This window comes from Nocardiopsis dassonvillei subsp. dassonvillei DSM 43111 (genome assembly GCF_000092985.1).
Lineage (GTDB): Bacteria > Actinomycetota > Actinomycetes > Streptosporangiales > Streptosporangiaceae > Nocardiopsis > Nocardiopsis dassonvillei.
On the sequence record NC_014210.1, the window covers coordinates 2,249,388 to 2,273,620 of the forward strand.

21 protein-coding genes are annotated in these 24,233 nt (G+C 74.6%); 12 read left to right on the forward strand and 9 right to left on the reverse strand.

Translation table 11 applies throughout. The features are described 5' to 3' along the window. Positions 1 to 31 precede the first annotated feature (31 nt). The 7 genes from NDAS_RS09125 to NDAS_RS09155 all read left to right on the forward strand — a co-directional run bounded on the left by NDAS_RS09125 (position 32) and on the right by NDAS_RS09155 (position 6,250). Positions 32 to 667 (forward strand): maleylpyruvate isomerase family mycothiol-dependent enzyme, encoded by a 636-nt coding sequence (locus tag NDAS_RS09125; protein ID WP_013152875.1) that lies wholly within the window; start codon positions 32 to 34, stop codon positions 665 to 667. A gap of 188 nt (positions 668 to 855) precedes the next feature. Continuing rightward, a complete protein-coding gene (locus NDAS_RS09130; protein WP_013152876.1) occupies positions 856 to 1,167 on the forward strand; it encodes an ArsR/SmtB family transcription factor in 312 nt (103 codons plus the stop codon). Continuing rightward, the gene (locus tag NDAS_RS09135) at positions 1,164 to 1,556 is read left to right on the forward strand and encodes a VOC family protein (RefSeq protein ID WP_013152877.1); all 393 of its coding nucleotides are present in this window, start codon (positions 1,164 to 1,166) and stop codon (positions 1,554 to 1,556) included. Before NDAS_RS09130 ends, NDAS_RS09135 begins: the two co-directional genes overlap by 4 nt. Before the next feature lie 267 nt (positions 1,557 to 1,823). After that, complete coding sequence (locus NDAS_RS09140; RefSeq protein WP_013152878.1) at positions 1,824 to 2,384, forward strand: TIGR03086 family metal-binding protein; 561 nt, start codon at positions 1,824 to 1,826, stop codon at positions 2,382 to 2,384. Between the two features lie 283 nt (positions 2,385 to 2,667). Beyond that, positions 2,668 to 3,171, forward strand: a complete 504-nt coding sequence (locus NDAS_RS09145) for a 2Fe-2S iron-sulfur cluster-binding protein (RefSeq protein WP_013152879.1) — start codon at positions 2,668 to 2,670, stop codon at positions 3,169 to 3,171. Continuing rightward, positions 3,168 to 4,160: an FAD binding domain-containing protein gene (locus tag NDAS_RS09150; RefSeq protein ID WP_013152880.1), complete on the forward strand. Its 993-nt coding sequence runs from the start codon at positions 3,168 to 3,170 to the stop codon at positions 4,158 to 4,160. The genes NDAS_RS09145 and NDAS_RS09150 overlap by 4 nt, the downstream gene beginning before the upstream one ends. After that, on the forward strand, positions 4,157 to 6,250 hold the full coding sequence (locus NDAS_RS09155; RefSeq protein ID WP_013152881.1) for a xanthine dehydrogenase family protein molybdopterin-binding subunit: 2,094 nt from the start codon (positions 4,157 to 4,159) through the stop codon (positions 6,248 to 6,250). The genes NDAS_RS09150 and NDAS_RS09155 overlap by 4 nt, the downstream gene beginning before the upstream one ends. Positions 6,251 to 6,573: 323 nt before the next feature. Here the strand turns inward: NDAS_RS09155 and NDAS_RS09160 are convergent, their stop codons facing one another. Further along, positions 6,574 to 7,344, reverse strand: coding sequence for a DUF2071 domain-containing protein (locus NDAS_RS09160; protein WP_013152882.1), 771 nt, complete (start codon positions 7,342 to 7,344; stop codon positions 6,574 to 6,576). Between the two features lie 409 nt (positions 7,345 to 7,753). Continuing rightward, positions 7,754 to 8,659, reverse strand: a complete 906-nt coding sequence (locus tag NDAS_RS09165; RefSeq protein ID WP_013152883.1) for a manganese catalase family protein — start codon at positions 8,657 to 8,659, stop codon at positions 7,754 to 7,756. 216 nt (positions 8,660 to 8,875) lie between these two features. On the opposite strand from NDAS_RS09165, the gene NDAS_RS09170 reads away from it, so the two are divergent. Continuing rightward, positions 8,876 to 9,961: a sodium:calcium antiporter gene (locus tag NDAS_RS09170; protein ID WP_013152884.1), complete on the forward strand. Its 1,086-nt coding sequence runs from the start codon at positions 8,876 to 8,878 to the stop codon at positions 9,959 to 9,961. A 38-nt stretch (positions 9,962 to 9,999) separates the two neighbouring features. Here the strand turns inward: NDAS_RS09170 and NDAS_RS09175 are convergent, their stop codons facing one another. The 3 genes from NDAS_RS09175 to NDAS_RS09185 form a co-directional block, all read right to left on the reverse strand. After that, positions 10,000 to 10,494: a metallophosphoesterase family protein gene (locus NDAS_RS09175; protein ID WP_013152885.1), complete on the reverse strand. Its 495-nt coding sequence runs from the start codon at positions 10,492 to 10,494 to the stop codon at positions 10,000 to 10,002. A 90-nt stretch (positions 10,495 to 10,584) separates the two neighbouring features. Further along, positions 10,585 to 11,256, reverse strand: a complete 672-nt coding sequence (locus NDAS_RS09180) for a lysophospholipid acyltransferase family protein (protein WP_013152886.1) — start codon at positions 11,254 to 11,256, stop codon at positions 10,585 to 10,587. A gap of 148 nt (positions 11,257 to 11,404) precedes the next feature. Continuing rightward, the gene (locus NDAS_RS09185; protein WP_013152887.1) at positions 11,405 to 12,328 is read right to left on the reverse strand and encodes a serine/threonine dehydratase; all 924 of its coding nucleotides are present in this window, start codon (positions 12,326 to 12,328) and stop codon (positions 11,405 to 11,407) included. Between the two features lie 101 nt (positions 12,329 to 12,429). Here NDAS_RS09185 and NDAS_RS09190 point away from each other — a divergent pair, with 101 nt between their 5' ends. Continuing rightward, a complete protein-coding gene (locus tag NDAS_RS09190) occupies positions 12,430 to 13,482 on the forward strand; it encodes a LysR family transcriptional regulator (protein ID WP_013152888.1) in 1,053 nt (350 codons plus the stop codon). On the opposite strand, the gene NDAS_RS09195 is transcribed toward NDAS_RS09190, so the two are convergent. Continuing rightward, positions 13,437 to 14,069, reverse strand: coding sequence for a trimeric intracellular cation channel family protein (locus NDAS_RS09195; RefSeq protein ID WP_013152889.1), 633 nt, complete (start codon positions 14,067 to 14,069; stop codon positions 13,437 to 13,439). The genes NDAS_RS09190 and NDAS_RS09195 overlap by 46 nt on opposite strands. A gap of 442 nt (positions 14,070 to 14,511) precedes the next feature. Here NDAS_RS09195 and NDAS_RS09200 point away from each other — a divergent pair, with 442 nt between their 5' ends. Then, positions 14,512 to 15,870 carry a dihydrolipoyl dehydrogenase family protein gene (locus tag NDAS_RS09200; RefSeq protein ID WP_013152890.1) on the forward strand — a complete coding sequence of 453 codons (1,359 nt, stop codon included), beginning with the start codon at positions 14,512 to 14,514 and terminating at the stop codon, positions 15,868 to 15,870. A 172-nt stretch (positions 15,871 to 16,042) separates the two neighbouring features. On the opposite strand, the gene NDAS_RS09205 is transcribed toward NDAS_RS09200, so the two are convergent. Next, on the reverse strand, positions 16,043 to 16,894 hold the full coding sequence (locus NDAS_RS09205; protein ID WP_013152891.1) for a siderophore-interacting protein: 852 nt from the start codon (positions 16,892 to 16,894) through the stop codon (positions 16,043 to 16,045). Positions 16,895 to 17,265: 371 nt separating this feature from the next. Further along, on the reverse strand, positions 17,266 to 18,282 hold the full coding sequence (locus tag NDAS_RS09210) for an N-acetylglucosamine kinase (protein WP_013152892.1): 1,017 nt from the start codon (positions 18,280 to 18,282) through the stop codon (positions 17,266 to 17,268). Between the two features lie 268 nt (positions 18,283 to 18,550). Between NDAS_RS09210 and NDAS_RS09215 the strand changes: the two genes are divergently transcribed. Together NDAS_RS09215 and NDAS_RS09220 are read left to right on the forward strand one after the other, a co-directional pair. Next, positions 18,551 to 19,819 carry a GNAT family N-acetyltransferase gene (locus NDAS_RS09215; RefSeq protein WP_013152893.1) on the forward strand — a complete coding sequence of 423 codons (1,269 nt, stop codon included), beginning with the start codon at positions 18,551 to 18,553 and terminating at the stop codon, positions 19,817 to 19,819. 798 nt (positions 19,820 to 20,617) lie between these two features. Then, on the forward strand, positions 20,618 to 22,225 hold the full coding sequence (locus tag NDAS_RS09220) for an ABC-F family ATP-binding cassette domain-containing protein (protein WP_013152894.1): 1,608 nt from the start codon (positions 20,618 to 20,620) through the stop codon (positions 22,223 to 22,225). Positions 22,226 to 22,529: 304 nt separating this feature from the next. Here NDAS_RS09220 and NDAS_RS09225 read toward each other — a convergent pair whose 3' ends face one another. Continuing rightward, a complete protein-coding gene (locus tag NDAS_RS09225; protein WP_013152895.1) occupies positions 22,530 to 23,963 on the reverse strand; it encodes an OmpA family protein in 1,434 nt (477 codons plus the stop codon). Positions 23,964 to 24,233: the final 270 nt, after the last annotated feature.

The following is a 24,233-nucleotide window of genomic DNA, read 5'->3' on the forward strand; positions in this document are numbered from 1 at the left end:
CACCCCGCCCGCGCCACGGAACCCGCCGCCGGTGAGCGGCCGCGCGGACCTGTGGCCGCTGATCCACCGGGAGCGGGCGGCGCTGGCCGACGACTTGTCGGAGCTGACCGAGGAACAGTGGGCGACGCCGTCGCTGTGCGCGGGCCTGACCGTGCGCGAGGTGCTCGCGCACCTGACGTCGTCGGCGAGCCTCAACGGGCTGCGATGGCTGGCCGGGGTCATCCGCTGCCGGTTCGACTTCGACGCCCAGGTCGCGATGCGCCTGGCGGAGCAGATGGGGACCTCCGGCGCCGACACCCTCGCGCGCTTCCGGGGGATCGTGGAGAGCACGACCTCACCGCCCCTGCCCAAGCCCGCCATCCTGGGGGAGGTGATCGTGCACGGCGAGGACATCAGGCGGCCCCTGGGCATCGTCAGCGCCCGTCCGATCGCCGCGCTGACCCTCGTGGCGGACTACTACCGGGGCTCGGACCAGGTCGTCGTCGCCAGGAGCCGGATCCGGGGGTTGAATCTCCAGGCCACCGACGGTCCGTTCGCCTCCGGCGCCGGGCCGCTCGTCCGCGGGAGCACGCTCGCCCTGATCATGGCGATGACCGGCCGCTCCGCGCACCTGGACGAGCTCACCGGCGACGGTGTGGAGATCCTGCGCGAACGCGCGGAGGGCTGACCCGCCACAGCGGGGGGAGCGGGGGACCGCGGCCGCACCGACCGGGCGTTCGAGGTCCCCTCCAGGCGGACCGGACCGGCCATGAGGCGCGGGGGCCTCGGCGTCCGTTCCGCGAAGGCCACCGCAGTGCGGGTCGCGCCGCGACACGGCGTGCCCCGACTCGATATGCAAGCGTTCACTTGCCTATCATGGTGGCCGTGGCAGACGACCTCTTCAAAGCCCTGGCCGACCCGACCCGTCGCACCATCCTCGACGAGCTCACGGAGAAGTCCGGCCAGACACTGTTCGAGATCTGCTCGCGGTTGGCCATGAAGCACCAGCTCGGCATCTCGCGCCAGGCGGTCTCCCAGCACCTCGCCGTGCTGGAGGCCGCCGGGCTCGTCGAGACCAGGCGCGAGGGCCGCTACAAGTTCCACGACCTCAACACGGCCCCGCTGCGGCGGATCGCCGAGCGATGGCTTGCGCCAGACACATCCGGACCGGAGGAGAGCAACCCGTGAAGATCCACCTGACCAGCATCTTCGTCAACGACCAGGCCAAGGCCGAGCACTTCTACACCGAGATCCTCGGCTTCGTGAAGAAGCACGACGTCCCGGTGGGGGAGAAGGACCGGTGGCTGACCGTCGTCTCGCCCGACGAGCCCGAGGGCACCGAACTGCTCTTGGAGCCCGCCGGCCACCCGGCCGTCGGTGCCTACCGCGACGCCCTGGTCAAGGACGGCATCCCGCTCGCCCAGTTCGCCGTCGCCGACGTGCGGGCGGAGTACCAGCGCCTGAGCGGCCTCGGCGTCCGCTTCACGCAGGAACCCCTGGAGATGGGCCCGGTCACCACCGCCGTCTTCGACGACACCTGCGGCAACCTGATCCAGATCGCGACCGAGCCCCGGTAGGCGGTCGCCCGAACCCGGACGCGGGGCCCGGCCGCACCCGGCGGCCGGACCCCGCCCGGGCTGCTCGGGCCAGACCTGGTCCCGCCCGCGCCCGGTCGCACGGTGGACGGCCGACTACCGCGTCGTTGACCACGTGCGTGCTGCGCCCGCGCCCGGACGCACGCACGCGTACGGGCGGCCGTGGCCGCCGCGCCCGGGCGGATTCACCCCCTGGCGGCACGGGTAGGGGACCGGCGCACAACCGCTACTTCGTCCCGGGGGACACTCATGGCACACCTGACCGAACTGCACGGAACCGCGATGGGGGAGTTCGACCGGCGGGTCCGCGAGGTCAAGCTGACGGACTGGGCGCTGCCCACGCCGTGCGCCGACTGGGACGTGCACGACCTGGTCAACCACCTGACCACCGAGCAGCTGTGGGTGCCGCTCCTGCTGGGCGGCGCCCGGGTCGAGGAGGTCGGCGACCGCCTCGACGGCGACAACCTGGGCGAGGAGCCCATCACCACCTGGGAGGTCGCCTCCCGCGAGGCCCGCACCGCCTGGCTGGCGCCGTCCTCCCTGGAGAGCACGGTGCACCTGTCCTTCGGCGACGCGCCCGCCGAGCTCTACCTGTGGCAGATGACCTTCGACCTGACGGTGCACGCCTGGGACCTGGCACGCGCCCTGGGCACCGACGAACGCCTCGACCCCGACCTGGTCAAGGAGGTCCACGCCTGGCTCAGCGACCAGGACCTCGGGCCGGGGCCGATGTTCGGCGCCCCCGTCGAGGTCGGTCCCGACGCCAGCCCCCAGGACCGCCTGATCGCCCGCACCGGCAGGACCCCCTGACCCTCCGCGCGGCCCCGGCCGGGTTCCGCCCCCGGCCGGGGCCGATCCGCGCCCGGCGCGCCCCGCGCACGCGGGCGCCGGGTGTTTAGCCCCTCCCCTGCGGGTTACGCGCCACAGTGGCGGCTCCCCGGACGCCCCCTTCCCGGCCCCGCGCGCCGTGTCGGCTTCCGGGAGCCCCACGCCTGTCACAGACTGTGACGAGTCCCTGGCGCGGTGCGCCGGGCGGGCCGCGTGGACGGCGGCGCGCAGGACACCGACCCACACACGAGGAAGGGCACTGCCGGTGGAGGCCACGATCACACTGCACGTCGACGGGGAGAAACGCGAACTCACCGTCGACACACGCACCACCCTGCTGGACGCGCTGCGCGACCGGCTGGGCGTCACCTCGCCCAAGAAGGGCTGCGACCACGGCCAGTGCGGGGCCTGCACGGTCCTGCTGGAGGGCCGCCGCGTCGTCCCCTGCCTGACCTTCGCGGTCGCGCACGACGGCGCCAGCGTCACCACCGCCGCCGGACTCGCCGAGGAGGGGCAGCTGCACCCCGTCGCCCGCGCCTTCGTCGAGAACGACGGCTTCCAGTGCGGCTACTGCACGCCCGGCCAGGTCTGCTCGGCCGTGGGCATGCTGGAGGAGGCCGCCGCCGACTGGCCCAGCCACGTCACCGAGGACCTCCAAGCGCCGGTCGGCCTCGACGACGACGAGATCCGCGAGCGCATGAGCGGCAACCTGTGCCGCTGCGGCGCCTACGTCAACATCGTCGCCGCGATCCGGGAGGCCGCGCAGTGAAACCCTTCCACTACACCCGCCCCGCCGGGGCCGCCGAGGCCGTCACCGCGGTCGCGGGCGACCCCGGCGCCTCCTACATCGGCGGGGGCACCAACCTGGTCGACCACATGAAACTCGGCATCGCCGAGCCCACCTCCCTCGTGGACGTGCGCGACCTGCTCAGCCACCGGATCGAGGAACTGCCCGACGGCGGCCTGCGCGTGGGCGCCGCCGTGCCCAACAGCGACCTGGCCGCCCACCCCGGCGTCCGCCGCGCCTACCCCGTGCTCTCCCAGGCCCTGCTGGCGGGCGCCTCCGGCCAGCTGCGCAACGCCGCCACCACGGGCGGCAACCTCCTCCAGCGCACCCGGTGCGTGTACTTCCAGAACACCGCCATGCCCTGCAACAAGCGCGAACCCGGCACGGGCTGCTCGGCGATCGAGGGCTACGGCCGCTACAACGCCGTCCTGGGAGCCTCCGAGCACTGCGTGGCCACCCACCCCTCCGACATGGCGGTCGCCCTGACCGCCCTGGGCGCCCGGGTCCACGTGCTGGGCCCCGCCGGGGAGCGCACTGTGGACATGCCCGGCCTGCACCGCCTCCCGGGGGACGAACCCCAGCGCGACACCGTCCTGGAACACGGCGACCTCATCACCGCCGTCGACCTGCCCCGCCTGCCCCTGGCCGCCCGCTCGGCCTACCGCAAGGTCCGCGACCGCGCCTCCTACGCCTTCGCCCTGGTGTCGGTGGCCGCGGCGCTGCGCGTGGTGGACGGCACCGTCGAGGACGTGCGCGTGGCCTTCGGCGGCCTGGCGCACGCGCCCTGGCGCGCCAGCCGCGCCGAGGAGGCGCTGCGCGGCGGACCGGCCACCGAGGAGGCCTTCCGCGAGGCCGCCCGGGCCGAACTCGCCGACGCCGCCACCGGCCCGGACAACGCCTTCAAGGTACCCATGGCCGTCAACACCCTGGCCGCGACCCTGCGCGACCTGACCGCCGAGGAGGCACGATGACCGGGACGCTGGACGCGCGGGCCATGGGCCAGCCGCTGCCCCGCCTGGAGGGCGCCGACAAGGTCACCGGACGGGCGCCCTACGCCTACGAGCACCCGCTCGCCGACCCCCTGTACCTGCACCCGGTGCTGTCCACCGTCGCGCGCGGGCGCGTCACCGCGGTCGACGCCTCCGCCGCCGAGGCCCTGGCCGGTGTGCGCGCCGTCCTGACCCCGGACAACGCCGAACGCCTCGCCGACACCGAGGACCGCGAGTTCGCGGTGCTCCAGTCCCGCGAGGTGTCCTTCCACGGCCAGTTCGTCGCCGCGGTCGTGGCCGACACCCCCGAGACCGCCCGCCAGGCGGCCGGACTCGTGAAGGTGGACTACGAGCGCTCCGAGCACGACGTGGTGCTCACCGCCGGCCACCGCGGCCTCTACCGGCCCGTGGGCGAGGACGACGAGGGCCCCGCCTCCGACACCGAGCAGGGCGACCCCGACGCGGCCCTGGCCGCCGCCGAGGTCGTGGTCGACCAGACCTACAGCACGCCCACCGAGCACAACAACCCCATGGAGCCGCACACCACCACGGCCCTGTGGGAGGAGGCCACCGGCGACCTCACCCTCTACGACTCCACCCAGGGCGTGCACGTGGTCCGCGCGTCCGTGGCCGGGGTGTTCGGGCTCGACCCCGAACGGGTCCGGGTGGTCGCGCCCCACGTGGGCGGCGGCTTCGGCTCCAAGGGGGAGGCGCACGCGCACGACGTCCTGGCCGCGATGGCCGCCCGCGCCCTGCCCGGGCGGCCGGTCAAGTTCGCGCTGACCCGCCAGCAGATGTTCTGCCTGGTGGGCTACCGCACACCCACCATCCAGCGGGTGCGCCTGGGCGCCGACCGCGACGGGCGCCTGTCCGCGGTCGTCCACGACTCCGTGGAGCAGACCGCCAGGATCAAGGAGTTCACCGAGAACAGCGCGATGTGCTCGCGGTGGATGTACGCCGCGCCCCACCGCCGCACCACCCACCGGATCGCGCCCCTGGACGTGCCGGTCAACTTCTGGATGCGCGCCCCCGGCGAGGCCCCGGGGATGTACGCGGCCGAGGCCGCCATGGACGAACTCGCCCAGGCCTGCGGCGTCGACCCCGTCGAGCTGCGCGTGCGCAACGAGCCCGAGACCGACCCGCAGAGCGGTTCCCCGTGGTCGGACCGGCGCCTGGTGCGGTGCCTGCGCGAGGGCGCCGAGCGCTTCGGCTGGCACGGGCGCGACCCCCGGCCAGGCGTCCGCCGGGAGGGGGACTGGCTGGTGGGCACCGGCGTGGCCTCGGCGAGCTACCCGCACCTGTTCAACCCCGGATCGGTGGCCCGCGTCCGCTACGGCCGGGACGGCCGTTACGAGGTGTCCATCGGCGCGGTGGACATCGGCACCGGGGCCTGGACCGCGCTCACCCAGATCGCCGCCGACGCGCTGGGCCTGCCCGCCTCCGACATCCGGCTGCGCATCGGCGACACCGCCTTCCCGTCGGCCTCGGTCGCGGGAGGCTCCAGCGGGACCAGCTCCTGGGGGACGGCCATCGTGACCGCCGCCCGGGCCTTCCGCGACCGGCACGGGGACTCCCCGGCCCCGGGCGCGGAGGCCGAGGGCAGCGGGGCGGAGGACACCGTGGACGAGTCGTACTCGGTCTACTCCTTCGGGGCGCACTTCGCCGAGGCGCGGGTGAACGCGGACACGGGCGAGGTCCGGGTGCCGCGCATGTACGGCCTGTTCTCCATCGGCCGGGTGGTCAACCCGCGCACGGCGCGCTCGCAGTTCCTCGGCGGGATGGTCATGGGCCTGTCGATGGCGCTGCACGAGGAGAGCTTCCGGGACCCGCGGTACGGCCACATCGCCAACGGCGACTTCGCCGAGTACCACGTCCCCACCAACGCCGACGTGGGCGACCTGCGGGCGGAGTGGCTGGACGAGGAGGACCCCCGCGCCACCCCCATGGGGTCGCGGGGCGCGGGCGAGATCGGCATCGTCGGGTCCGCCGCGGCGGTGGCCAACGCCGTCCACCACGCCACGGGGATCAGGGTGCGGGACCTGCCGGTCACGGCGGACAAGCTCCTGCGGTGACGGCCGGTCGTGGTGCGCCCGCCCGGGCGCACCACGACCGGGCACGCCCCGGCAGGGCCGCCAGGGGCGGGAGGCGCGGTCCACGGGAGGGGTCCGTCCGCGTCGTCCTCCTCCGGCCCGCGGACGCGGAGGACCGGGGCCCTTCGCGCCTCGTCCGGGGCCAAGGCCCGCAGTGGGGCGGCCGGGCCGAGCGGGTACCCGGCGAGGCCGTCCGTGCCGGGCCCGCCGATCCCGACGGCGGTGGCCGCGGGCCCCTCGGCGCGGTGGGCGCCGACCGTCGGAGGGGCCAGCCGCAGCGCACGCCCCCCGGTGGGCGCGGAACGCTACGGCAGGAGCTGCCCCGGCCGGGGAGCGGGCAGCAGCGAGGGGCACACGCCGGTGTCCACACCGGGCGACCACAGCACCGACACCGGCTCCGGGTCGTCCACGCGCACACCCGCCGCCCGGAGCAGGTCGCCCTCGTAGGCCCAGGAGTGCGCGCGGAACAGCGGCCAGCGCGGATGCGCCACCCGGATCCACCACGTGCGCCCCGCGCGCCGGGTGTGCAGGCCCCAGCGCGCGGTCACGAAGCGCTCCAGCGGGGACTCGTGCTCCACCCGCTCCCCGACGGTCGCCCGCCACCGCCCCCGGGCCCCGCCCAGGGGCAGGCGGCGGCGCACCGCGCCCGCGTGCACGCCGCCGCGGCCCGCGTACAGGGACACGTCCGACCACATGTAGGGCACGCCCACCAGGGCCCGGGCGGCCAGGACGTTGTGCGCGGAGCTGGCGTCCATGGACAGGAAGACCACGCCCCGGCGGCCGTACCCGTCCACCGAGTACAGGCGCACGTTGACCTCGCCGAACCCGCCTACGGGAACCCCGGCGGCCGTGGTGTAGGGAACGCGGAAGGGCACGAGTCCGACGTAGGTGGTCCCGTCCAGCACGTCGGGTCGGGTGTGCTCGGGCAGCAGCGGCGCCACCCGTTCGGGCGGGACGGCCCAGTGCACGAAGAGGGCGTTGCGCCACCCCTGGTACAGCGGCGCGGGCCCCGGCAGGGGCGGCGGGTCCAAGGGCGGCAGGGGTCGGCGGTCCGCGCGCGCTGGCTTCTTCCGCACCGGACGGACCTCCCGCTCCGCAGGGGCGCGGACCGCGCCCGTGTCGTGGCCGAGCCTACGCCCGCGTCGTCCGGGTCGGGACGCGGCCCCGCCCGTGTGTCCGGGAGAGCGGCCGTCCGTGCCGCGGGGTCGGGACGCGGCCCCGTCCGCGCGGAGCGCGGGGACGCGGGCGAGCCCGGCCGCGCCTGCGATGCGGGGAGGCGGCCACGCCTGTGGGCTGCGGTCCTTCGGCCGCCCCCCCCGGGCCGCTGCGCCGGGTTCGTGCCCGCGCGTCCGGGGTCTGGGCCCCGTTTCACCCGGCGCCGCTCCGCCTGTCCGCGGTGCGGCCCCTCAGCGCGGACATCCCCCGAAACGCGGGACCGCCCGCCCCGCGCGGAACGGGACGGGCGGACGGGAGAGCCGGTTCAGGTCACTCCAGGGTGTCCTTGAGCTTGTCCACGAAGCCCTCGCCCTTGGTGGCCTTGGACGGGCCCTTGACCGAGCCCTCGCCGCTGGGGCCGCCGTCGGTCCCGTACAGCGCGGGGTCCGGGGGCGGCGCGGAGGCCGGGCCGCCGAGCGGCTGGGGCTGGTCGAGGTAGCGCAGCTCGTGGCGGCCGTCCGGCGCGGGCCGGTGCGACCAGCCGCCGTTGGCGGCCGCCGTGCCGTCCGACAGGCCCCAGATCGTGTTGGCGTGCTCCTGGTTCTCCTCGTCGAAGAGCGCGTTGGGCGCGATCTCGCCCTCCATGCCGTCCTCCTGGAGCTCCTCGATCGCGGCCAGCCACATGTTCTGGTGGACGGTGTCGCGGGCCAGGTTGAACTGGAGCATGGCCTTGACACCGGGGTCGTCGGTCATGTTGTACAGGCGCGCGGTCTGGAGCCTGCCCTGGGCCTCGGCCGCGGCGTTGGCGCGGAAGTCGGCCAGCAGGTTGCCGCTGGCCACGATGTACTTGCCGTTCCAGGGGGTGCCGCCGGAGTCGGCCGGTACGGCGCCGCCGCCGGCGACGATGGCCTGCTGCGGGTTCATCCCGCCCACGACCGCGGCCACGGCCGGGTCCTTGACGGCTTTGGCCACCGTGGTGGCCGGAGCGCCCTCCAGCAGGCGCGCCACCATCGTGGCGAGCATCTCGACGTGGCCGATCTCCTCGGTGGCCACGTCCATGATCAGGTCCTTGTACTTGCCCTCGACGCGGCAGTTCCACCCCTGGAACAGGTACTGCATGGTGACGGTCATCTCGCCGTAGGCGCCGCCGATGAGCTCCTGGAGCTTGGCCGCGTAGAGCGCGTCGGGAGCCTCGGGCTTGGCCTCGAACTGCAGGTGTTTGGTGTGCCGGAACATGTCCACCTCATCACTGGGGGATGTGGCCGTCGCACTGCGTGCTTCCGACTCCGGCTACCCAGGGCCTCCGGCCGGTAACGCTGATTGGAGGGGATTTGGCCTTTCCGTGTACCCGTCCGTGTACCCGCGCCTGCCGTCCCCGGCCGCTCGGCAGAGGCCCCTTCCGACGGCGGCCCGCCCGCGTCCGCTCGGGTTTGTCGTACAGGGAGGGGGTAGATGCCGGTCCGCAAAGCACAACAGAAGGAAGAGGTGGACATGCTGGAGGCTTTATCTCCCCCCTGGCCGCTGGGGTGGAGCGTCGCGATCTTCGTCCTGGTGGCCGCGGTGACCGTGGTGGCCAGTGTGCGGATGACCTCCCTCGGCGACGTCCTGGCCGACCGCACCGGCTGGGGCGAGGCGGTCTTCGGCGCGGTCTTCTTCGGACTGGCCACGTCCCTGTCGGGGATCGTGATGACCGCGGTCAGCGCCCTCGGCGACCAGCCCGGACTGGCCTACAGCAACGCGGTCGGGGGCATCGCCGCGCAGACGCTGGCGCTGGCGGTGGCCGACTTCTTCTACCGGCGCGCCAACCTGGAGCACGCCGCTGCCTCCTCGGCGAACCTGCTCTTCTGCTGTCTGCTCATCGGCCTGCTGTCCGTGGTCGTGCTCACCGCACTGGGCCCGGACGTGACGCTCCTGGGGGTGCACCCGGCCTCGGTCGGGATGATCGCCTTCTACATGGGCGGGCTCTGGCTGATCAGGCAGGAGAACGAGCAGCCCATGTGGCAGGCCGTGCGCACCCGGGAGACCGTGGTGGACGTCCCCGACGACGACGGCGCCGACGAGGAGGACGGCACCGGCACGGGCGTGCTGTGGGTGCGCTTCCTCGCGGTGGGCACCGTGGTGGCCGTGGGCGGGTGGGCGCTCGCCGAGGCTGCGGGCGTGATCGTGGAGTCCACCGGGCTCAGCGCTGGGCTGGTCGGCGCGGTGGCCATGGGCGCGGTGAACGCCATCCCCGAGACGGTCGCGGCGGTCGCCGCGGTCCGGCGGGGCGCGATGACCCTGGCGGTGTCCGCCATCATCGGCGGCAACAGTCTGGACGCGCTCAACGTGGCCGTGGGTGACGTCTTCTACCGCGGGGGTTCGCTGTACCACGCCGCCAGCGCCGACGAACTCTTCCTCACCGTCGGCGCGCTGCTGATGACCGTGGTCCTGCTCGCCGGGCTCATCATCCGCCAGACGAAGGGCTGGGGCCGGATCGGATTCGAGGGCGTGCTGCTGATCGTGCTCTACCTGGGGATCCTCGGCGTGCTCACGTTCTGACGCCGTCCGCGCCCCCGGCGCGGGCCCCGGGCTCCCCTTCAGCCCACCCGGTGCAGCCGGACCCCGTCCAGGCGCCCGTCCTCGGCCACCAGCGTCATGTACGTGTGGTGGGGCTGCCTGCGCCGGTCGGTGGGGGAGCCCGGGTTGAGCAGGCGCAGACCGGAAGGGGCCGTGGTGTCCCACGGGATGTGGGAGTGCCCGAACACCAGCACGTCGCAGTCGGGGAAGCGCTCCTGGCAGCGCTTCTCGCGCCCGCGCGCGTCGCCGGTCTCGTGCACGACCGCGAAGCGCACCCCGCCGAGCGTGGCGCGGGCGACCTCGGGCAGCCGCTCGCGCAGGTCGGCGCCGTCGTTGTTGCCGTGGACGCCGACCAGGAGTTCGGCCCGCGCGTCGAGGCGTTCCAGGCTGGCCAGGTCGCACCAGTCCCCGGCGTGGATCACCGCGTCGGCCCGGTCGACCTCGCGCCAGACCTGTTCGGGCAGGTCGCGGGCGCGGCGCGGGATGTGGGTGTCGGACACGATCAGTACGCGCATGCGCGCAAGCGTAGGCGACGCGGGCGTCGGCCGCGCGCGGGTCGCTGCGCCGCTCGTGCCCGCGCGCTCACCCGCGCGGACGCGCTCCGGTCACTCGTCGGCGCCGAGGGAGTTGTACCCCTTGGCCCGCTCCTGACCCGACAGCGCGTGGATGGAGTCCATGATCCGGTCGGTGATCTCCCGGCGCGCCTTGCCCGGGGCGAGGTGGTCGTAGCCGGTGGAGAAGTCCAGCGGTTCGCCGAAGCGGATGCTGTAGGGGCGCGGGCGCGGCATGGAGGCGCCGACCGGCTGCACGTCCTGGGTTCCGGCCACGGCCACCGGCACGACCGGGGCCTTGGACTCCATCGCCAGCAGGGCCACGCCGGTGCGGCCCCGGTACAGGCGTCCGTCCCGGGAGCGGGTGCCCTCGGGGTAGATCACGCAGGCCTCGCCCTCGTTCAGGCGCTCCAGCATCATCTCCAGGGACAGCATGGCCCCGCGCGCGTCGCGGCGCTGCACCGGCATGGCGCCCAGGGAGGAGAACACGGTCTTGGTCACGCGCCCCTTGATGCCGGTCCCCTCGAAGTAGTCGGACTTGGCCAGGAAGCGCACCCGGCGCTGGGTGACCGACAGCGGGATGATCACGCTGTCGATGAAGGACAGGTGGTTGCTGGCCAGCAGGACCGCTCCGTCGGCGGGGACGTTCTCACGGCCCTCGACGGTCGGACGGCACAGGGTACGGGCGAGTACCGACACCGTCTGCCGCAAAGCACCGTAGAACACGTGTTCTCCCTCACCAATGGTCGGATGACGGAGTCCAATGTAAGGCCGACCCGTGGGTAACAACGGGTCGGCCACGAGGAGAGTGTTCCAGGTCACCACGTGGGGAGGGCGGGCGGAACAGGCCCGTGACGTGCGGGTTCCTGTGGGTTCAGTCGGCGCGGCGCCATTCGGCGTTGGCCCCGCACACCACCAGGCACGGCCGCTCGCCGGGGACGCGCCCCGCCAGCCAGGCGGCGAAGGGCACGGCCGCGGCCGGTTCGGTGGCGATGCGGAACTCCTCCCAGAGCCGGTCCTGGGCCCGCAGGATCTCGGCGTCGCTCACCAGGGCCCGGGTCACCGGGTGGGCGCTCAGCACCTCGAAGGGGACCCGGCCCAGGGTGGCCGCGCCCAGCGCGGAGGAGGCCACCGAGTCCACGGGGGTCTGCACGGGGTGCCCGGCGGCCATCGCGGCGTGCATGCTCGCGCAGCCCTCGGGTTCGGCGCCCACGACCTCGCGCCCCTCCGCGCCCAGGCGCACCCCGGCCACCAGTCCGCCGCCGCCCACCGCGACGACGATGGTGTCGCACTCGGGCGCGTCGGCGGCGATCTCCAGTCCGATCGTGCCCTGACCGGCCACGACGAGGGCGTCGTCGAAGGCGTGCAGGTAGCGCACGCCCTCGGCCTCGGCGCGGGCGCGGGCAGCCTCGGCGGCCACCGCGTAGTGCTCTCCCACCCTGACGACCTCGGCGCCGGTGGCGGCCAGCGGCGCCGCCTTGGCCTCGGGGATCGACTCGGGGACGTAGACCGTCGCGCGCACGCCCAGCAGGCGGGCGGCGGTGGCCACCCCCAGGCCGTGGTTGCCGCCGGAGGCGGTGATCACCCGGTCGGCTGCCTCCCCGCCCAGCAGGGCGTTGAGGGCGCCGCGCAGCTTGAACGCCCCGGTGCGCTGGAGGTGCTCCAGCTTGAGCGTCAGCGGACGCCCGTCCACCTCGGCGTGCATGACCGGGGTGCGGCGGGCGTAGGGGGCGATGCGTTCGGCGGCGGCACGGACATCGGTGGCCGTGGGCGCGGCGTGCGCGGTCGTGGTGCTCATACAGCCCACTGTGCCCCTACCGGCCATTAACTTAAAGTTGGGTCTGCTAAAGATCGTTAAGCGAAACTTTGTACCTCGCTTTGTGTGAAAGGAGGGCCGCCGTGCTGGACGCCAACCGGGTGCGGGTGCTCGTGGAGATCGCGCACGCGGGCTCGATCGCCGCGGCCGCCGAGCGCCTGTCCTTCACCCCGCCCGCCCTGTCCCAGCAGCTCACCAAACTGGAGCGCGAGGTCGGCTGCACCCTGGTCGAACGCGGCCGCACCGGGGCCACCCTCACCGAGGCGGGCAGGGTCCTGCTCGAACACGGCGAACGGGTGCTGGGGGAGCTGCGCGACGCCGAGGCCGCCGTGCGCGCCGTGGCCGGCGAGTCCCCCGAGCGCCTGTCCCTGGGGGCCTTCGCCAGCGCGGGCAAGGTCCTGCTGCCCGCCACCCTGGCCGCCTTCGGGCGCCAGCACCCCCAGGTGCGGCTGTCGCTGTCCGACATCGAGCCCCCGGGCGGGTACGGCCTGGTCGCCTCCGGGGACCTGGACCTGCTCCTGACCCACCGCTACCCGGGCGTGCCCCTGCCGCGCTCCGGGGGCCTGCACCGCGAACGCGTCCTGGTGGACCCGCTGCTGGTGGTCGTGCCCGAGGGCCACGCCCTGGCCGACCGCGACGTGGCGCTGGCCGACCTGGCGGGCGAGGAGTGGATCTGCGGGGCCCCGGGCATCTACAACCGGATCAGCCTGGACACCGCCGCCGCTGCCGCCGGGGTGAGCCTGAACGTGGCCTACGAGACCCGCGACTACGAGGTGGCCCTGGCCCTGGTCGAGGCCGGGGTGGGGGTGGCCCTGGTCCCGCTGAGCATCCTGCGCTCGGACCGCCGGGGCGGCTGGGTCAGCCGTCCGCTGCGCGGCACCCGCCTGGCCCGAGAGATCTACGCCGTGCACCGGCGCCGCCCGCCCGAGCCGGTCCCGGCGATGGTCGAACTCCTGCGCGGCGTCGCGTCCCGGGCGCTGGGCGGAGCCGGGGACGCGGCCGGGGCCCGCGGCGGCGGGGAGGCGGCCGGGACGGGCACCGGCGGCTCTCGCCCGGGCGGGGGAACGGGAGACGAGGGCACCGGCGGGTCTCACAGCGGAGGGGAACCCGGCGGGCTGGGCGCGTTCCAGCGGTAGAGCAGCGCCAGCAGCCGCACGGCGAAGCACAGCACCGCCCCCACCACGGCGATCCACCCCCAGGTCAGGCCCGCCCAGTACGCGACGGCGACCAGGCCCGCGCCCAGCAGGGCGGGGACGGCGTACAGGCGCGAGTTGGCGCTCAGCACGGTCGGCACCCGGTTCAGCAGGACGTCGCGGATCGTGCCGCCGCCCACCCCGGTGACGACGCCGAGCAGGGTGGCCTGGAGGGGGCCGAAACCCAGCTCCAGGGCCTTGGTCGCCCCGATCACCGCGAACAGGCTCAGCCCGGCCGCGTCGAAGACGAGGATGGGCCGGTTCAGGTGGGTGAGCTGCCTGCTGAGGAAGAACGCGGCGGTCGCGCCCAGCAGCGCCGTGCAGATGTAGCGCCAGTCCTGGAAGGTCGCGGGGGTCACGCCGAGCAGCAGGTCGCGGATGACGCCGCCGCCCAGGGCGGTCACCACGCCCAGGGCCAGGACGCCGACGATGTCCAGGCGCGCGGTGCGGATGCCGGTCAGCGCCCCGTCGACGGCGAAGGCGAGGATGCCGACGAGGTCCAAGGCGAGGATCAGGGTCTGCGTGGACATGCGCGTGCGCCGGGGACGGCGGTTCCTTTCGGACGGGGCGGTGGCAGGGATGCCGATCGGCTATTCCACCACGTCCGGGACGCGTGTGACGCGCGCGGGTGCTGTGACGCGCCGTACAGAGGTTCCGCGTGCGGGCACGCGCTCTCCCGCCCCGGGTGGCGGAGCGTGTGGACACCAGCGGTCCGCGCGTCGGCGCCCCGGCCCGGGGCGTGTGCCCGCGCCCGGGCTCCGGGCGGAGGGACGCCCCGTCGGCGCGGTGCGCGGTGGCGCGTGTGCCGGGGGCGGCCCGAACCGAGGCGCGCACGGCCGCGACCGGGGCACCGTCGCCCCGGCCCGGACCGGACCGCGCGAACCCGGAGAATGACGGCGTGTCGGGACTTCCCCGGAACACGGGCAGGCGACACCATCGGGGGTGACCGGGACCCGGGCGGAACGAGGACACATGCAACACATGGACGCGATCGTCATCGGAATGGGGCCGGGCGGTGAGACCGTCGCGAGTCGGCTGCTCGCCGCCGGCAAGCGCGTGGCGGTGGTCGAGCGCGAACTCATCGGCGGCGAGTGTGGCTACTGGGCCTGCATCCCCACCAAGGTGCTGCTGCGCCCGCCGGAGGTGCGCCAGGAGGCCGACGGCGCCGCCGGGGTCTCCCGCCCGGACCTGCGCTGGCCCGAGCTGCGCGACTACCGGGACCAGATGATCCGCCACCTGGACGACTCCGCGCAGGTCCAGGGGTACCGGGACCAGGGCGCCCTGGTGCTGCGCGGCGAGGGGCGCGTCATCGGCCGCGACCCGTGGCGGGTGGCGGTGGGCGACACCGAGCTCACCGCCGACCACGTCGTCGTGGCCACCGGTTCGGAGGCGGTGCGCCCGCCGATCGAGGGGCTGGACGACCTGGACCCCTCCGTGGTGTGGACCAACCGCGAGGCCACCACCCTCACCGACGTGCCCGGCCGGGCCGTCGTGGTCGGCGGCAGCGCCGTGGGGGTGGAGCTGGGCCAGTTCCTGGCCCGGATGGGCTCCCAGGTCACCCTGGTCCAGCGCGGCCCGCGCCTGGTGAACCGCGAGGAACCCCGTCTGTGCGAACTGATCAGCGACCAGTTCGACCGCGACGGCGTCACCGTGCACCTGAACACCCAGGTCTCCGCGGTGGCCCGGGACGGGGACGGGATCCGCGCGACCCTGGACAACGGCGAGCACGTGGAGGCGGACGTGATCGTGCTCGCCACCGGCCGCCGCCCCCGCGGCGGCGGCCTGGGGCTGGAGGAGGTCGGGGTGGAGCTGGACCGCGCCAGCCTGCGCGTGGACGAGCGCTGCCGAGCCGCGCCCGGGCTGTGGGGGGTCGGCGACGCCACCGGCCGGGCCCTGTTCACGCACGTGGCCAAGTACCAGGGGCGCGTGGTCGCCGACAACATCCTGGGTAAGGACCGGGCCGCCGACTACACCGGCGTGCCGCGCGTGATCTTCTCCTACCCCGAGATCGCCGGGGTGGGGCTCACCGAGGCCCAGGCGCGGGAACAGGGGATCGACACGGCCACCGCCGAGGCCGACCTGCCCCAGACCCTGGCCCGGCCCTGGACCTACGACACCGACCCGCGCGGCACCCTGGGACTGGTCGCCGACCGCCGCCGCGGGGTGCTGGTGGGCGCGTGGGCGTTCTCCCCGATGGCCTCGGAGTGGATCCACACCGCGGCGCTGGCGATCCGCACCGGCCTGCCGGTCGCGGCGCTGCTGGACTCGATCCCGCAGTTCCCCACGTACAACGAGGCCTACCTCATCGCCCTGGAGAACCTCGAAATGTGAGGCGGCGGCACCGGCGTCCGGCGGGGAGGCCGGACGCCGTCCGGTGCCCGCGGCCCCGGTGCCCCGGGACGCGGACGCCTCGGGGGAGAGGCCAGGGTCGGCCGGTGCCCGAGGCGCGGACCTGCCCGGACGCGGAACGCACCGGGGGTGCGGGCCCGCCCGGCGGGGAAGGTCAGGCCCTCCCCGCCAGGGCGGCCTCCTCCTCGGCCTCCACACCGCGGTTCCACTCGGCCTTGCTCGACTGCCAGCCGTCCTCGTCGCGGCCCAGGCGCCAGTACCCCGACACCGACAGCTGTTCCTTGGGCAGACCGTGCTCGACACGCAGCAGACGGCGCAGGTCGCGGACGAAGGCGGCCTCGCCGTGCACGAACGCGTGGACACGGCCCTCGGGGAAGTCGAGGGCGCGCACGGCGGGGACCAGGACCGAGCCCACGGCCTCGTCCCCCCGGTGCAGCCAGTGCACGTGGACGCCCGGGCCGCCCTCCAGCTTCAGCTCGTCCTCGGGGCCGCCGACCTCGACGAACACGTGGGCGGTGGCGTCCGGGGCCAGCGCCTCCACGGCGGTGGCGATGGCGGGCAGGGCGCTCTCGTCCCCGGCCAGCAGGTGCCAGTCGGCCCCGGGGTCGGGGGAGTAGGCGCCGCCGGGACCCATCAGGCGCAGCCGGTCGCCCGGCCTGGCGCCCGCCGCCCACACCCCGGCCAGTCCGGTGCCGCCGTGGTGGACGAAGTCGAGGGTGAGCCGCCGGGCCTCGGCGTCCCAGTCGCGCACGGTGTAGGTGCGGGTGACCGGCCACTCCTCGCGGGGGCGCTCGGCGCGCACGCGCTCCAGGTCGAAGGGCTCGGGGTCGCCGGGCGCGGGCGGGGGGAAGAGCAGCTTGACGTAGCTGTCGGTGTGCCCGTCGGTGGAGAACGCGTCCAGGCCCTCCCCGCCCAGGACGACCCTGACCATGTGCGGGGTGATCTGCTCGACCGCCTCGACCCTTCCGGTGTGGACGGTCCTGGCCCGTCCCTGCCGCTGTGCCACGGCGCCCTCTTTCTTCCGGGGTGAGTTAGGTAAACCTAAGTAGGACTTACCGTAAGGCACGGGGACGCACCAGGGCAAAACCTGAGCCCGGCGGCAGCGGAACCGGTCCGCGCGGCGCCGCCGCCGGGCGGCTGCGGCAGCCCGCCCCGGGGCGGGACCGGCTCGCGCCTGCGGGGTGGTCAGATCGGGGCCGGAGCCCGCGCCTGCGGACCCGGGCCCGCTTCCGCTGCGGGCGGTCGACCGCGCCGAGTCGGATCGCGCCCGCCCGGGACGAGTCCGCTACCAGGGCCACCGCCGACACCGACAGCGACGCCGGTAGCGAGATCGCCGTGGGAAACCCCGCTGTCACGGCGCAGTGCGGGCGTGCGCCCTCAGGCGGCGTCGGGGCGGTCCTTGCCCGGGGCGCGGCCGACCACGGTGAACGCCGCGTGCAGCCGCCGGTCGTCCTCCGGAACCCCCGCCCGCAGGGCCGCCAGCCAGGCCGCCGCGCCCGCCGTGCACCCGGCCGTGGCGACCTTCGCCCCCGACGCGGACAACGCCAGCTTGCGGGTGAGCGCCGAGCGCACCGGCTCGGACCGCGAGAGCACCCCGCCGGCCAGCACCACCGGCAGTCTCTCCCCGGGCGAGCGCACCTGGTGCACCGAGTGCGCCAGGTGTCCCGCGGCGGCCTCCACGATCACCTCGGCCGCCGGATCGCCCTGCGTGTGGGCCTCGCTGACCAGGGGCGCCAGCGCGGCCAGCGTGACCGGGGCGGCCGTGGTCAGGACCCGGGCGAAGTTGCGGGCGTGCTCCTCGGGCAGGTGGTTCCCTCCCTCCGAGGGACGCTGGCCCGGGATGACCTGCTTGGCCACCGCGCGCGCCAGCGGACTCAGCTCCCCGCCCCGGGACAGCTGCCGCGCCGTCTCCCGGGCCGCCTGGTGCCCGATCCAGAACCCCGACCCCTCGTCGCCGATGAGCCACCCCATGCCGTCCGCCGAACGGGTCCGCCTGCGCTCCTCGACCCGGGTGGCGATCGCCCCGGTCCCCGCGATCAGCACCGTGCCGTCGGGCCCCGGGGTGCCCGAGGCGAAGGCCACCTCGTCGTCGCCGGTGAACGCCGTGTTCTCCGGCGCCAGTCCCGCCCCGGCCAGAGCCCGCTCCAGGCGAGCGCGCACCGCGTCGTCGCGCAGCGCGGACACCCCCGCCAGGCCGACCACGCCGAAGGCCACGGCCCCGCGCGCCCGCGGTCCGGCCGCGTCGAGCGCTCCCGCCACCGCCTCGGCCAGCCGCTCGGCGGCCCGGTCCGCGCCGTGGGAGTTGGGGTTGGCGCCCCCGGCCCGGGCCTCGCCCAGCCGCTCTCCGGAGAGGGTGGCCACCAGCGCCCGGGTGGCGGTGCCCCCGGCGTCCACCCCCAGGACGAGTCCGCGCCGGTCGCCCGACTGGTCGGATCGGGCACGGGAAGAAGAGGAGATCGTACGTGTCACAGGGGAGAGGTGCCCCGTGGCACCGCGTATTACTCGTCACGGCGGCCCGGTCCGCGCGGCGGACGGGGAAGAGGCGGTCTGCCGCGGCGGCCGAGCACGGGGGGAACAGGCGTCCGCGCCGCGCGGGGGAGGTGCGCGGCACGCCGGGAAACCCACTGGCGCCCTCCCCGTGGCGGCTGAGAGGCTCGGTGCCATGACAGGAGCGCCACAGCACGACCCCTCCCGCCGAGACGACGCCCCCGCGTGGACCGTGCGCGAGGGCACGGAGAAGGACTACCCCGAGGCCGTCAGGGTCTTCTGCGAGGCCCTCAACCTCTCCGCCCGGGAGATCCTGGACAACGAACGCGACCACCCCACCACCGAGCACGACCGCACCCTGCTCGCCGTGGACGGCGACCGCGTCGTCGGTACCGCCCTGTCCCACGGCTTCGAGATGACCATGCCCGGCGGGCCCCGCCGCGTCGCGGGCGTGAGCGGCGTGGGCGTGTGGCCCACGTACCGCCGCCGCGGCGTGCTCAGCGCGCTCATGCGCCGCCAGCTCGCCGAGGTCCGGGACCGGGGCGAGAACCTCGCCGCGCTGTGGGCCTCCGAGGGCGGCATCTACGCCCGCTTCGGCTACGGCCTGGCCTTCCGCGAGACCAACGCGACCCTCCAGCGCGCCCACGCCCGCCTGCGCCCCGACGCGCCCCGGGACCCCTCCCTCACCCTCGAACTGGCCGAGACCGCCGAGATCCGCCAGGAGGTGGAGCGGGTGTACCGCGAGGCGCTGCCCCAGCGCGCGGGCCAGCTCGCCCGCGACGAGCACTGGTGGAGCCTGATACTCCAGGACAAGGAGGCCGGCGGGCCCGGACGGCTGCGCGCGGCCCTGGTGCGCGGCCCCGACGGTCCCCTCGGGTACGCGCTGTACCGCGTCGTCAACCGCTGGGAGGACGGTCTCGCCTCGGGGCGGGTGGTGGTGCGCGAGCTGGCCTCCGTCTCCACCGCCGCCCGGGTCGCCCTCTACGAACACCTCCTGGACCGCGACCTGACCAGCGAGGCGGTCTTCGAGAAACTGCCCGGGGACGACCCCCTCACCGTCCTGCTGGCCGACCCCCGGCGCCTGGTCCGGCGGGACTTCGACGCCCTGTGGATGCGCCTGGTGGACCTGCCCGGCTCCCTGTCCGACCGCCCCTACGCCACCCCGGTGGACACGGTGCTGGAGGTCGCCGACCGGTACGCCCCCTGGAACGCCGGGCGCTGGCGCCTGGAGGCGGACACCGGCGGCGCCCGCGTGCGCCCGACCGACGCCGCCCCCGACCTCGCCCTGGACGCCTCCCACCTGGGCGCGGCCTACCTGGGCGGACGCACGCTGACCGCCTTCGCGGACGCGGGTCTGCTCACCGAGCACGTCCCCGGCGCGGCGGCCCGCCTGGACACCGCCCTGCACGCGCCGCGCGCGTCCTTCTGCGGTACCGACTTCTGAGCGCCCGGCCCCGCGCACCGGTCACGGTGCGCGGGGCACGCGGTCCCGTGCGTCCGTCATCACGCGGGCGACGGTCGGCTCCATGCGGCGGACGCCCCTGGGAGCCCAGCGGCCCCAAGCACCCCAGGGACCTCCAGTGGTACCAGGCACCCCGCGACCCTAGGGACCCCGAGTAGCCCCAAGCACCCAGGGAACTCCAGTGGTCCCAGGCGCCCCCGTGACTCCAGGGACTTCCAGCACCCCCATGACCCCAGGGATCCCCAGTGGCACAGACACCCCCCGGGACCACCGGGACCCGCTGGTAGCATGACGGCCATGGAGCTCATCGAGGTCGACAGACTCTAGCCACCGAACCGCCGGTGGCCTTCATCCGCGAGGGCGCGTACCGCGCCCCGGTGAACGACCTCGACCTCGTCGGGGGCGGTCCGTCCGCGTACGCCCCGCGGCGTCGCCGACCCGCCCCTCGACCCGGTCCCCTCCGGCGCGTCCATGACGCCGACCACCCATCGCGCCCCCGTGCGCGTGGTGACGTCCGCCCGCCTTCGAGAGCGGAGACGATCGGCACCCCGTCCGCGTGCGCGCGGCGACGGCCAAGGAGCCGTTGACGCGTTGACGGCTTCCGCCTCGTCCGCGTGCGCGCGGCGACGCCGATCCGACCGCCTCTTCGGCCCGCCACGGGTCGAACACGCACCCGCCCGGCACCACTCTGCCGGCGTTCGCGTGTTCCCCCGCCATCGACCCCGCCCCGCGGCCCGACCACGGAGTCGTCCGCCGCCGGGGACAAGGAGAGCTCCCAGCATGTCCACCAAGTCCGCCGTCACACTCACCGACCTCACCTTCGCCTGGCCGGACGGCACGGTCGCGATCGACCACGTGAGCGGCACCCTCACGACCGGGCGCACCGGGCTCGTCGGCCGCAACGGCGCGGGCAAGTCCACCCTGCTGCGCCTGATCGCCGGTCACCTGCGCCCCACCTCGGGGCGCGTCGACGCGGTCGGCGACGTCGGCTACCTCCCGCAGACCCTGACCCTGGGCACGGAGGCGACGGTCGCCGAACTGCTCGGCATCGACGCCACCCTCGCCGCGCTCCGCGCGATCGAGGCGGGCGACGCCGACGAACGCCACTTCGACGCGGTCGGCGACGACTGGGACATCGAGGCGCGCGCCGACGAGGCCCTGCACGAGATCGGGTTCACCGCCGCCGACCTCGACCGCCGCGTCGCGCAGGTCTCCGGCGGTGAGGCGGTACTCATCGCCGTCACCGGCATGCGCCTGCGGCGCACCCCGATCACCCTGCTCGACGAGCCCACCAACAACCTCGACCGGCCCACGCGGGCCAGGCTCGCCGCGTTCGTCGACACCTGGCCCGGCACCCTCGTCGTCGTCAGCCACGACCTCGAACTGCTCGAACACATGGACAGCACCGCCGAACTCCACGCCGGGAGCCTCGACGTGTTCGGCGGCCCCTACAGCGCCTGGAAGGAGCACCTCGAACAGGAGCAGGCCTCCGCCGTCCAGGCGGCCCGGTCCGCGCAGCAGGCCCTCAAGGTCGAGAAGCGCCAGCGCGTGGAGGCCGAGACCAAGCTCGCCCGCCGCGAGCGCACGGCCAGGAGGACGCAGAAGGACGGCGGCATCCCCAAGATCCTCGCGGGCAACCGGGCCAGCAAGGCGCAGGCCTCGGCCGGGGCGATGCGCTCGACCCTCGACGACAAGGTCCAGGCCGCGCAGGCCGCGGTCGACGCCGCCGACGCCCGCGTACGCGAGGACGAGCACATCCGCCTCACGCTGCCCGATCCGGACGTGCCGCGCGGCCGCCGCCTGGCGGAGTTCCACGCCGAGGGACGCACCGTCGTCGTCCAGGGTCCCGAACGCGTCGCCCTGGTCGGCCCCAACGGCGCCGGGAAGTCGACCCTGCTCCAGCAGCTCGTCCACGGCGGCGATCCGGTTCCGGGCCGCGCGCACGGCACGCTCCTGACCGACCGCGTGGGGTACCTGCCCCAGCGCCTGGACGGCCTTGACGACGCCGCGAGCGCGCTGGAGAACGTGCGGGCGGTCGCCCCCGGCACGCCGCCGGGGGAGGTCCGCAACCAGCTCGCCCGCCTGCTGCTGCGCGGGGACGGCGTCGACCGCCCCGTCGCCACGCTCTCCGGCGGCGAGCGGTTCCGCGTCTGCCTCGCCACGCTGCTCCTGGCGGAGCCGCCCGCGCAGCTGCTCGTCCTGGACGAGCCGACGAACAACCTCGACACCTCCAGCGTCGAGCAGCTCGCCGAGGCCCTCGACGCCTACCGCGGCGCGCTCCTGGTCGTCAGCCACGACCACGGGTTCCTGCGCAGGATCGGGATCGACACCGTCCTGGAGATCGGCCGGGAGGGCGGCCTGCGCCAGCGCGCCGAATTGGGGGACTGACAACGCCGTAACCTGCCGCCTATGCCCGAAAGCCCTGTGTAACAGGCGTTTCTCGGAGGGCGCCCGTTCGGTTGAGCGCTTCACGACGTCCTCCGGGGATCCCCGGAGGACGTCTGTCCCGGCTTGCGCGCACAGTGCTGAAGGGAGCGCCGACCGGAGACCACCACGACGCCCGCCGCTCCGGAAACCGTGGTCAGCGGCGGGCGGGTCGCGGCCGGGGTCCTGACAGACCCCGGCCGCGACCGAGCACGGGAGGGGAGGTGCGCCCCTGCCGGGTACTACGGGCGCCCGAGGTCGGCGGCCCCTACTCCACGGGGACCTCGAAGGTCCCGAAGTCCGCCGCGTGGAGCGTCACGGCGTCCGTCTCCGTCGGCGGCGCCGGGAAGTAGACGAAGACGCGTTCGGTGTGGCCGGTCTCCAGAGGCTGTACCGGCCACTGCGGGGTGGACAGGTACCGGGCGCGCTCCAGGTCCTCGGTCGGCCGGGGGCCCACGCGCACGGCCCGGTAGCGCACGTCCTCGTTCCCGCCGACGGTGAGGTTGAACGCGGTGAACCACCCGCCCGGGTAGTCCCGGGAGTTGAGCGGGCGCAGCACCGGCGGGACCGTGCCGCCGGTGTCCATGTGGCGGATGTCGAAGACCCCGACGAGGTAGGCGCCGTCCCGGTAGAGCGGACGCACACCGAGTTCGTACTCGGCGTTGCCCTGGACCAGGCCCGCCTCGGCCGTGTCGATCACCTCACCGTCCTCGGCGCGGAAGGGCGCTGGGGGAGCAGCGGCGCCGGTCCGGCCGTCGAGCGACCCGGTCCGCTGTTCGGTACCGGTCCGGGCGTCGCCGGGCTGCCTGATCTTGTAGGAGATCTCCACACGGCGGTTGGTCGCCCGTGCCTCCTCATCGTCGGCGCCGCCCTCCTCGACGAGGGGTTCCTCGGCCCCCCTCCCTTCGGTCTCGTACTCGTACTCGGTGCCCAGACCCTCTTCGAGGACGTCCAGGACGGCCTGGGCGCGGCGCTCGGACAGGTCCTGGTTGTAGTCTTCGCTGCCCCGGCCGTCGGTGTGGCCGACGACGCGGATGGGCGGCCGCGAGGGGTCGGCGTTCTCCCGGGTCTCCTGTACGACCTCGGCCAGCACGTCCTCGGCTTCGGGGGTGAGGGTGGCCTCGTCGAAGTCGAACAGTACGTCGGCGTGCAGGCCGATGGTCTCCTCGTCGGTGGTCGAGGTCCGGGTTCGGGAGGAGTCCTCGATGATGCTGTACAGGTCGCGGGCGTAGTCTTCGGGCTCGGAGGTCATCTCCGCCTCGCGCAGGGGGACGGCCACCGTGTCGCCGGGGTTGATGTCGGACGGGTCGACGCTGTCGCCGGGCGGTTCCGCCGGGGGTTCGCCGTCGATGACCGGGATACCGGTGAACTCGCCGAACGAACCGTTCACGACCAGGGTGATCCGCTCGGTGTCCTCGGGCAGCGGGGGAAAGTGCACCTGGTACTCGTAGTCGGCGTCCATCACCCAGTGCGGGACCACCTCGCTGCCGATGGTGGTCTCCCCCGACTCGTCGCGGACCGGCGAGTAGAAGGCCTGTTCAAGCGGATCGACGAGGTTGAAGGCGCTGTGCTGGCGGTCGAGGGCCCCGGTGCCGAAGGGGGCGGGCAGGATCAGGTCCTCCCTGTCCTCGTCCTGGTCGTTGAGGGGGGTCACCGTGAACCGCAGGACGCTGCGGTCCTCCCAGCGTTCGACGTGGTGCACCGAGATCCGGGTCCGGAACAGGTTGGACCCGATCAGCCCTTCCCGTACGTAGGGCCCCTCCGGGTAGTCCGCGGTGTCCTGCCGTCCTTAGCTGTCCGGTTCGGGGCGGGGCTCGTCCCGGGAGCCCGGCAGGGTGCAGCCCGAGACCAACAACGTCACGCACGTGAATACGGCCAGCCATGATCGCAATGCCATGGGTTCCTTCCTCAGGGGGTGGTCTGCGCGGTGTTGGATGCCCGGCGCGTACGGTCGGTTTCCACCTGCCTACGC

What these genes read in the sequence shown, in the direction of transcription:
- NDAS_RS09130 (WP_013152876.1), top strand. Translation starts at nt 856, where the DNA reads ATGGTGGCCGTGGCAGACGACCTCTTCAAAGCCCTGGCCGACCCGACC.
- NDAS_RS09140 (WP_013152878.1), top strand. Translation starts at nt 1,824, where the DNA reads ATGGCACACCTGACCGAACTGCACGGAACCGCGATGGGGGAGTTCGAC.
- NDAS_RS09155 (WP_013152881.1), top strand. Translation starts at nt 4,157, where the DNA reads ATGACCGGGACGCTGGACGCGCGGGCCATGGGCCAGCCGCTGCCCCGC.
- NDAS_RS09165 (WP_013152883.1), bottom strand. Translation starts at nt 8,659, where the DNA reads ATGTTCCGGCACACCAAACACCTGCAGTTCGAGGCCAAGCCCGAGGCT.
- NDAS_RS09170 (WP_013152884.1), top strand. Translation starts at nt 8,876, where the DNA reads ATGCCGGTCCGCAAAGCACAACAGAAGGAAGAGGTGGACATGCTGGAG.
- NDAS_RS09175 (WP_013152885.1), bottom strand. Translation starts at nt 10,494, where the DNA reads ATGCGCGTACTGATCGTGTCCGACACCCACATCCCGCGCCGCGCCCGC.
- NDAS_RS09185 (WP_013152887.1), bottom strand. Translation starts at nt 12,328, where the DNA reads ATGAGCACCACGACCGCGCACGCCGCGCCCACGGCCACCGATGTCCGT.
- NDAS_RS09195 (WP_013152889.1), bottom strand. Translation starts at nt 14,069, where the DNA reads ATGTCCACGCAGACCCTGATCCTCGCCTTGGACCTCGTCGGCATCCTC.
- NDAS_RS09200 (WP_013152890.1), top strand. Translation starts at nt 14,512, where the DNA reads ATGCAACACATGGACGCGATCGTCATCGGAATGGGGCCGGGCGGTGAG.
- NDAS_RS09215 (WP_013152893.1), top strand. Translation starts at nt 18,551, where the DNA reads ATGACAGGAGCGCCACAGCACGACCCCTCCCGCCGAGACGACGCCCCC.
- NDAS_RS09220 (WP_013152894.1), top strand. Translation starts at nt 20,618, where the DNA reads ATGTCCACCAAGTCCGCCGTCACACTCACCGACCTCACCTTCGCCTGG.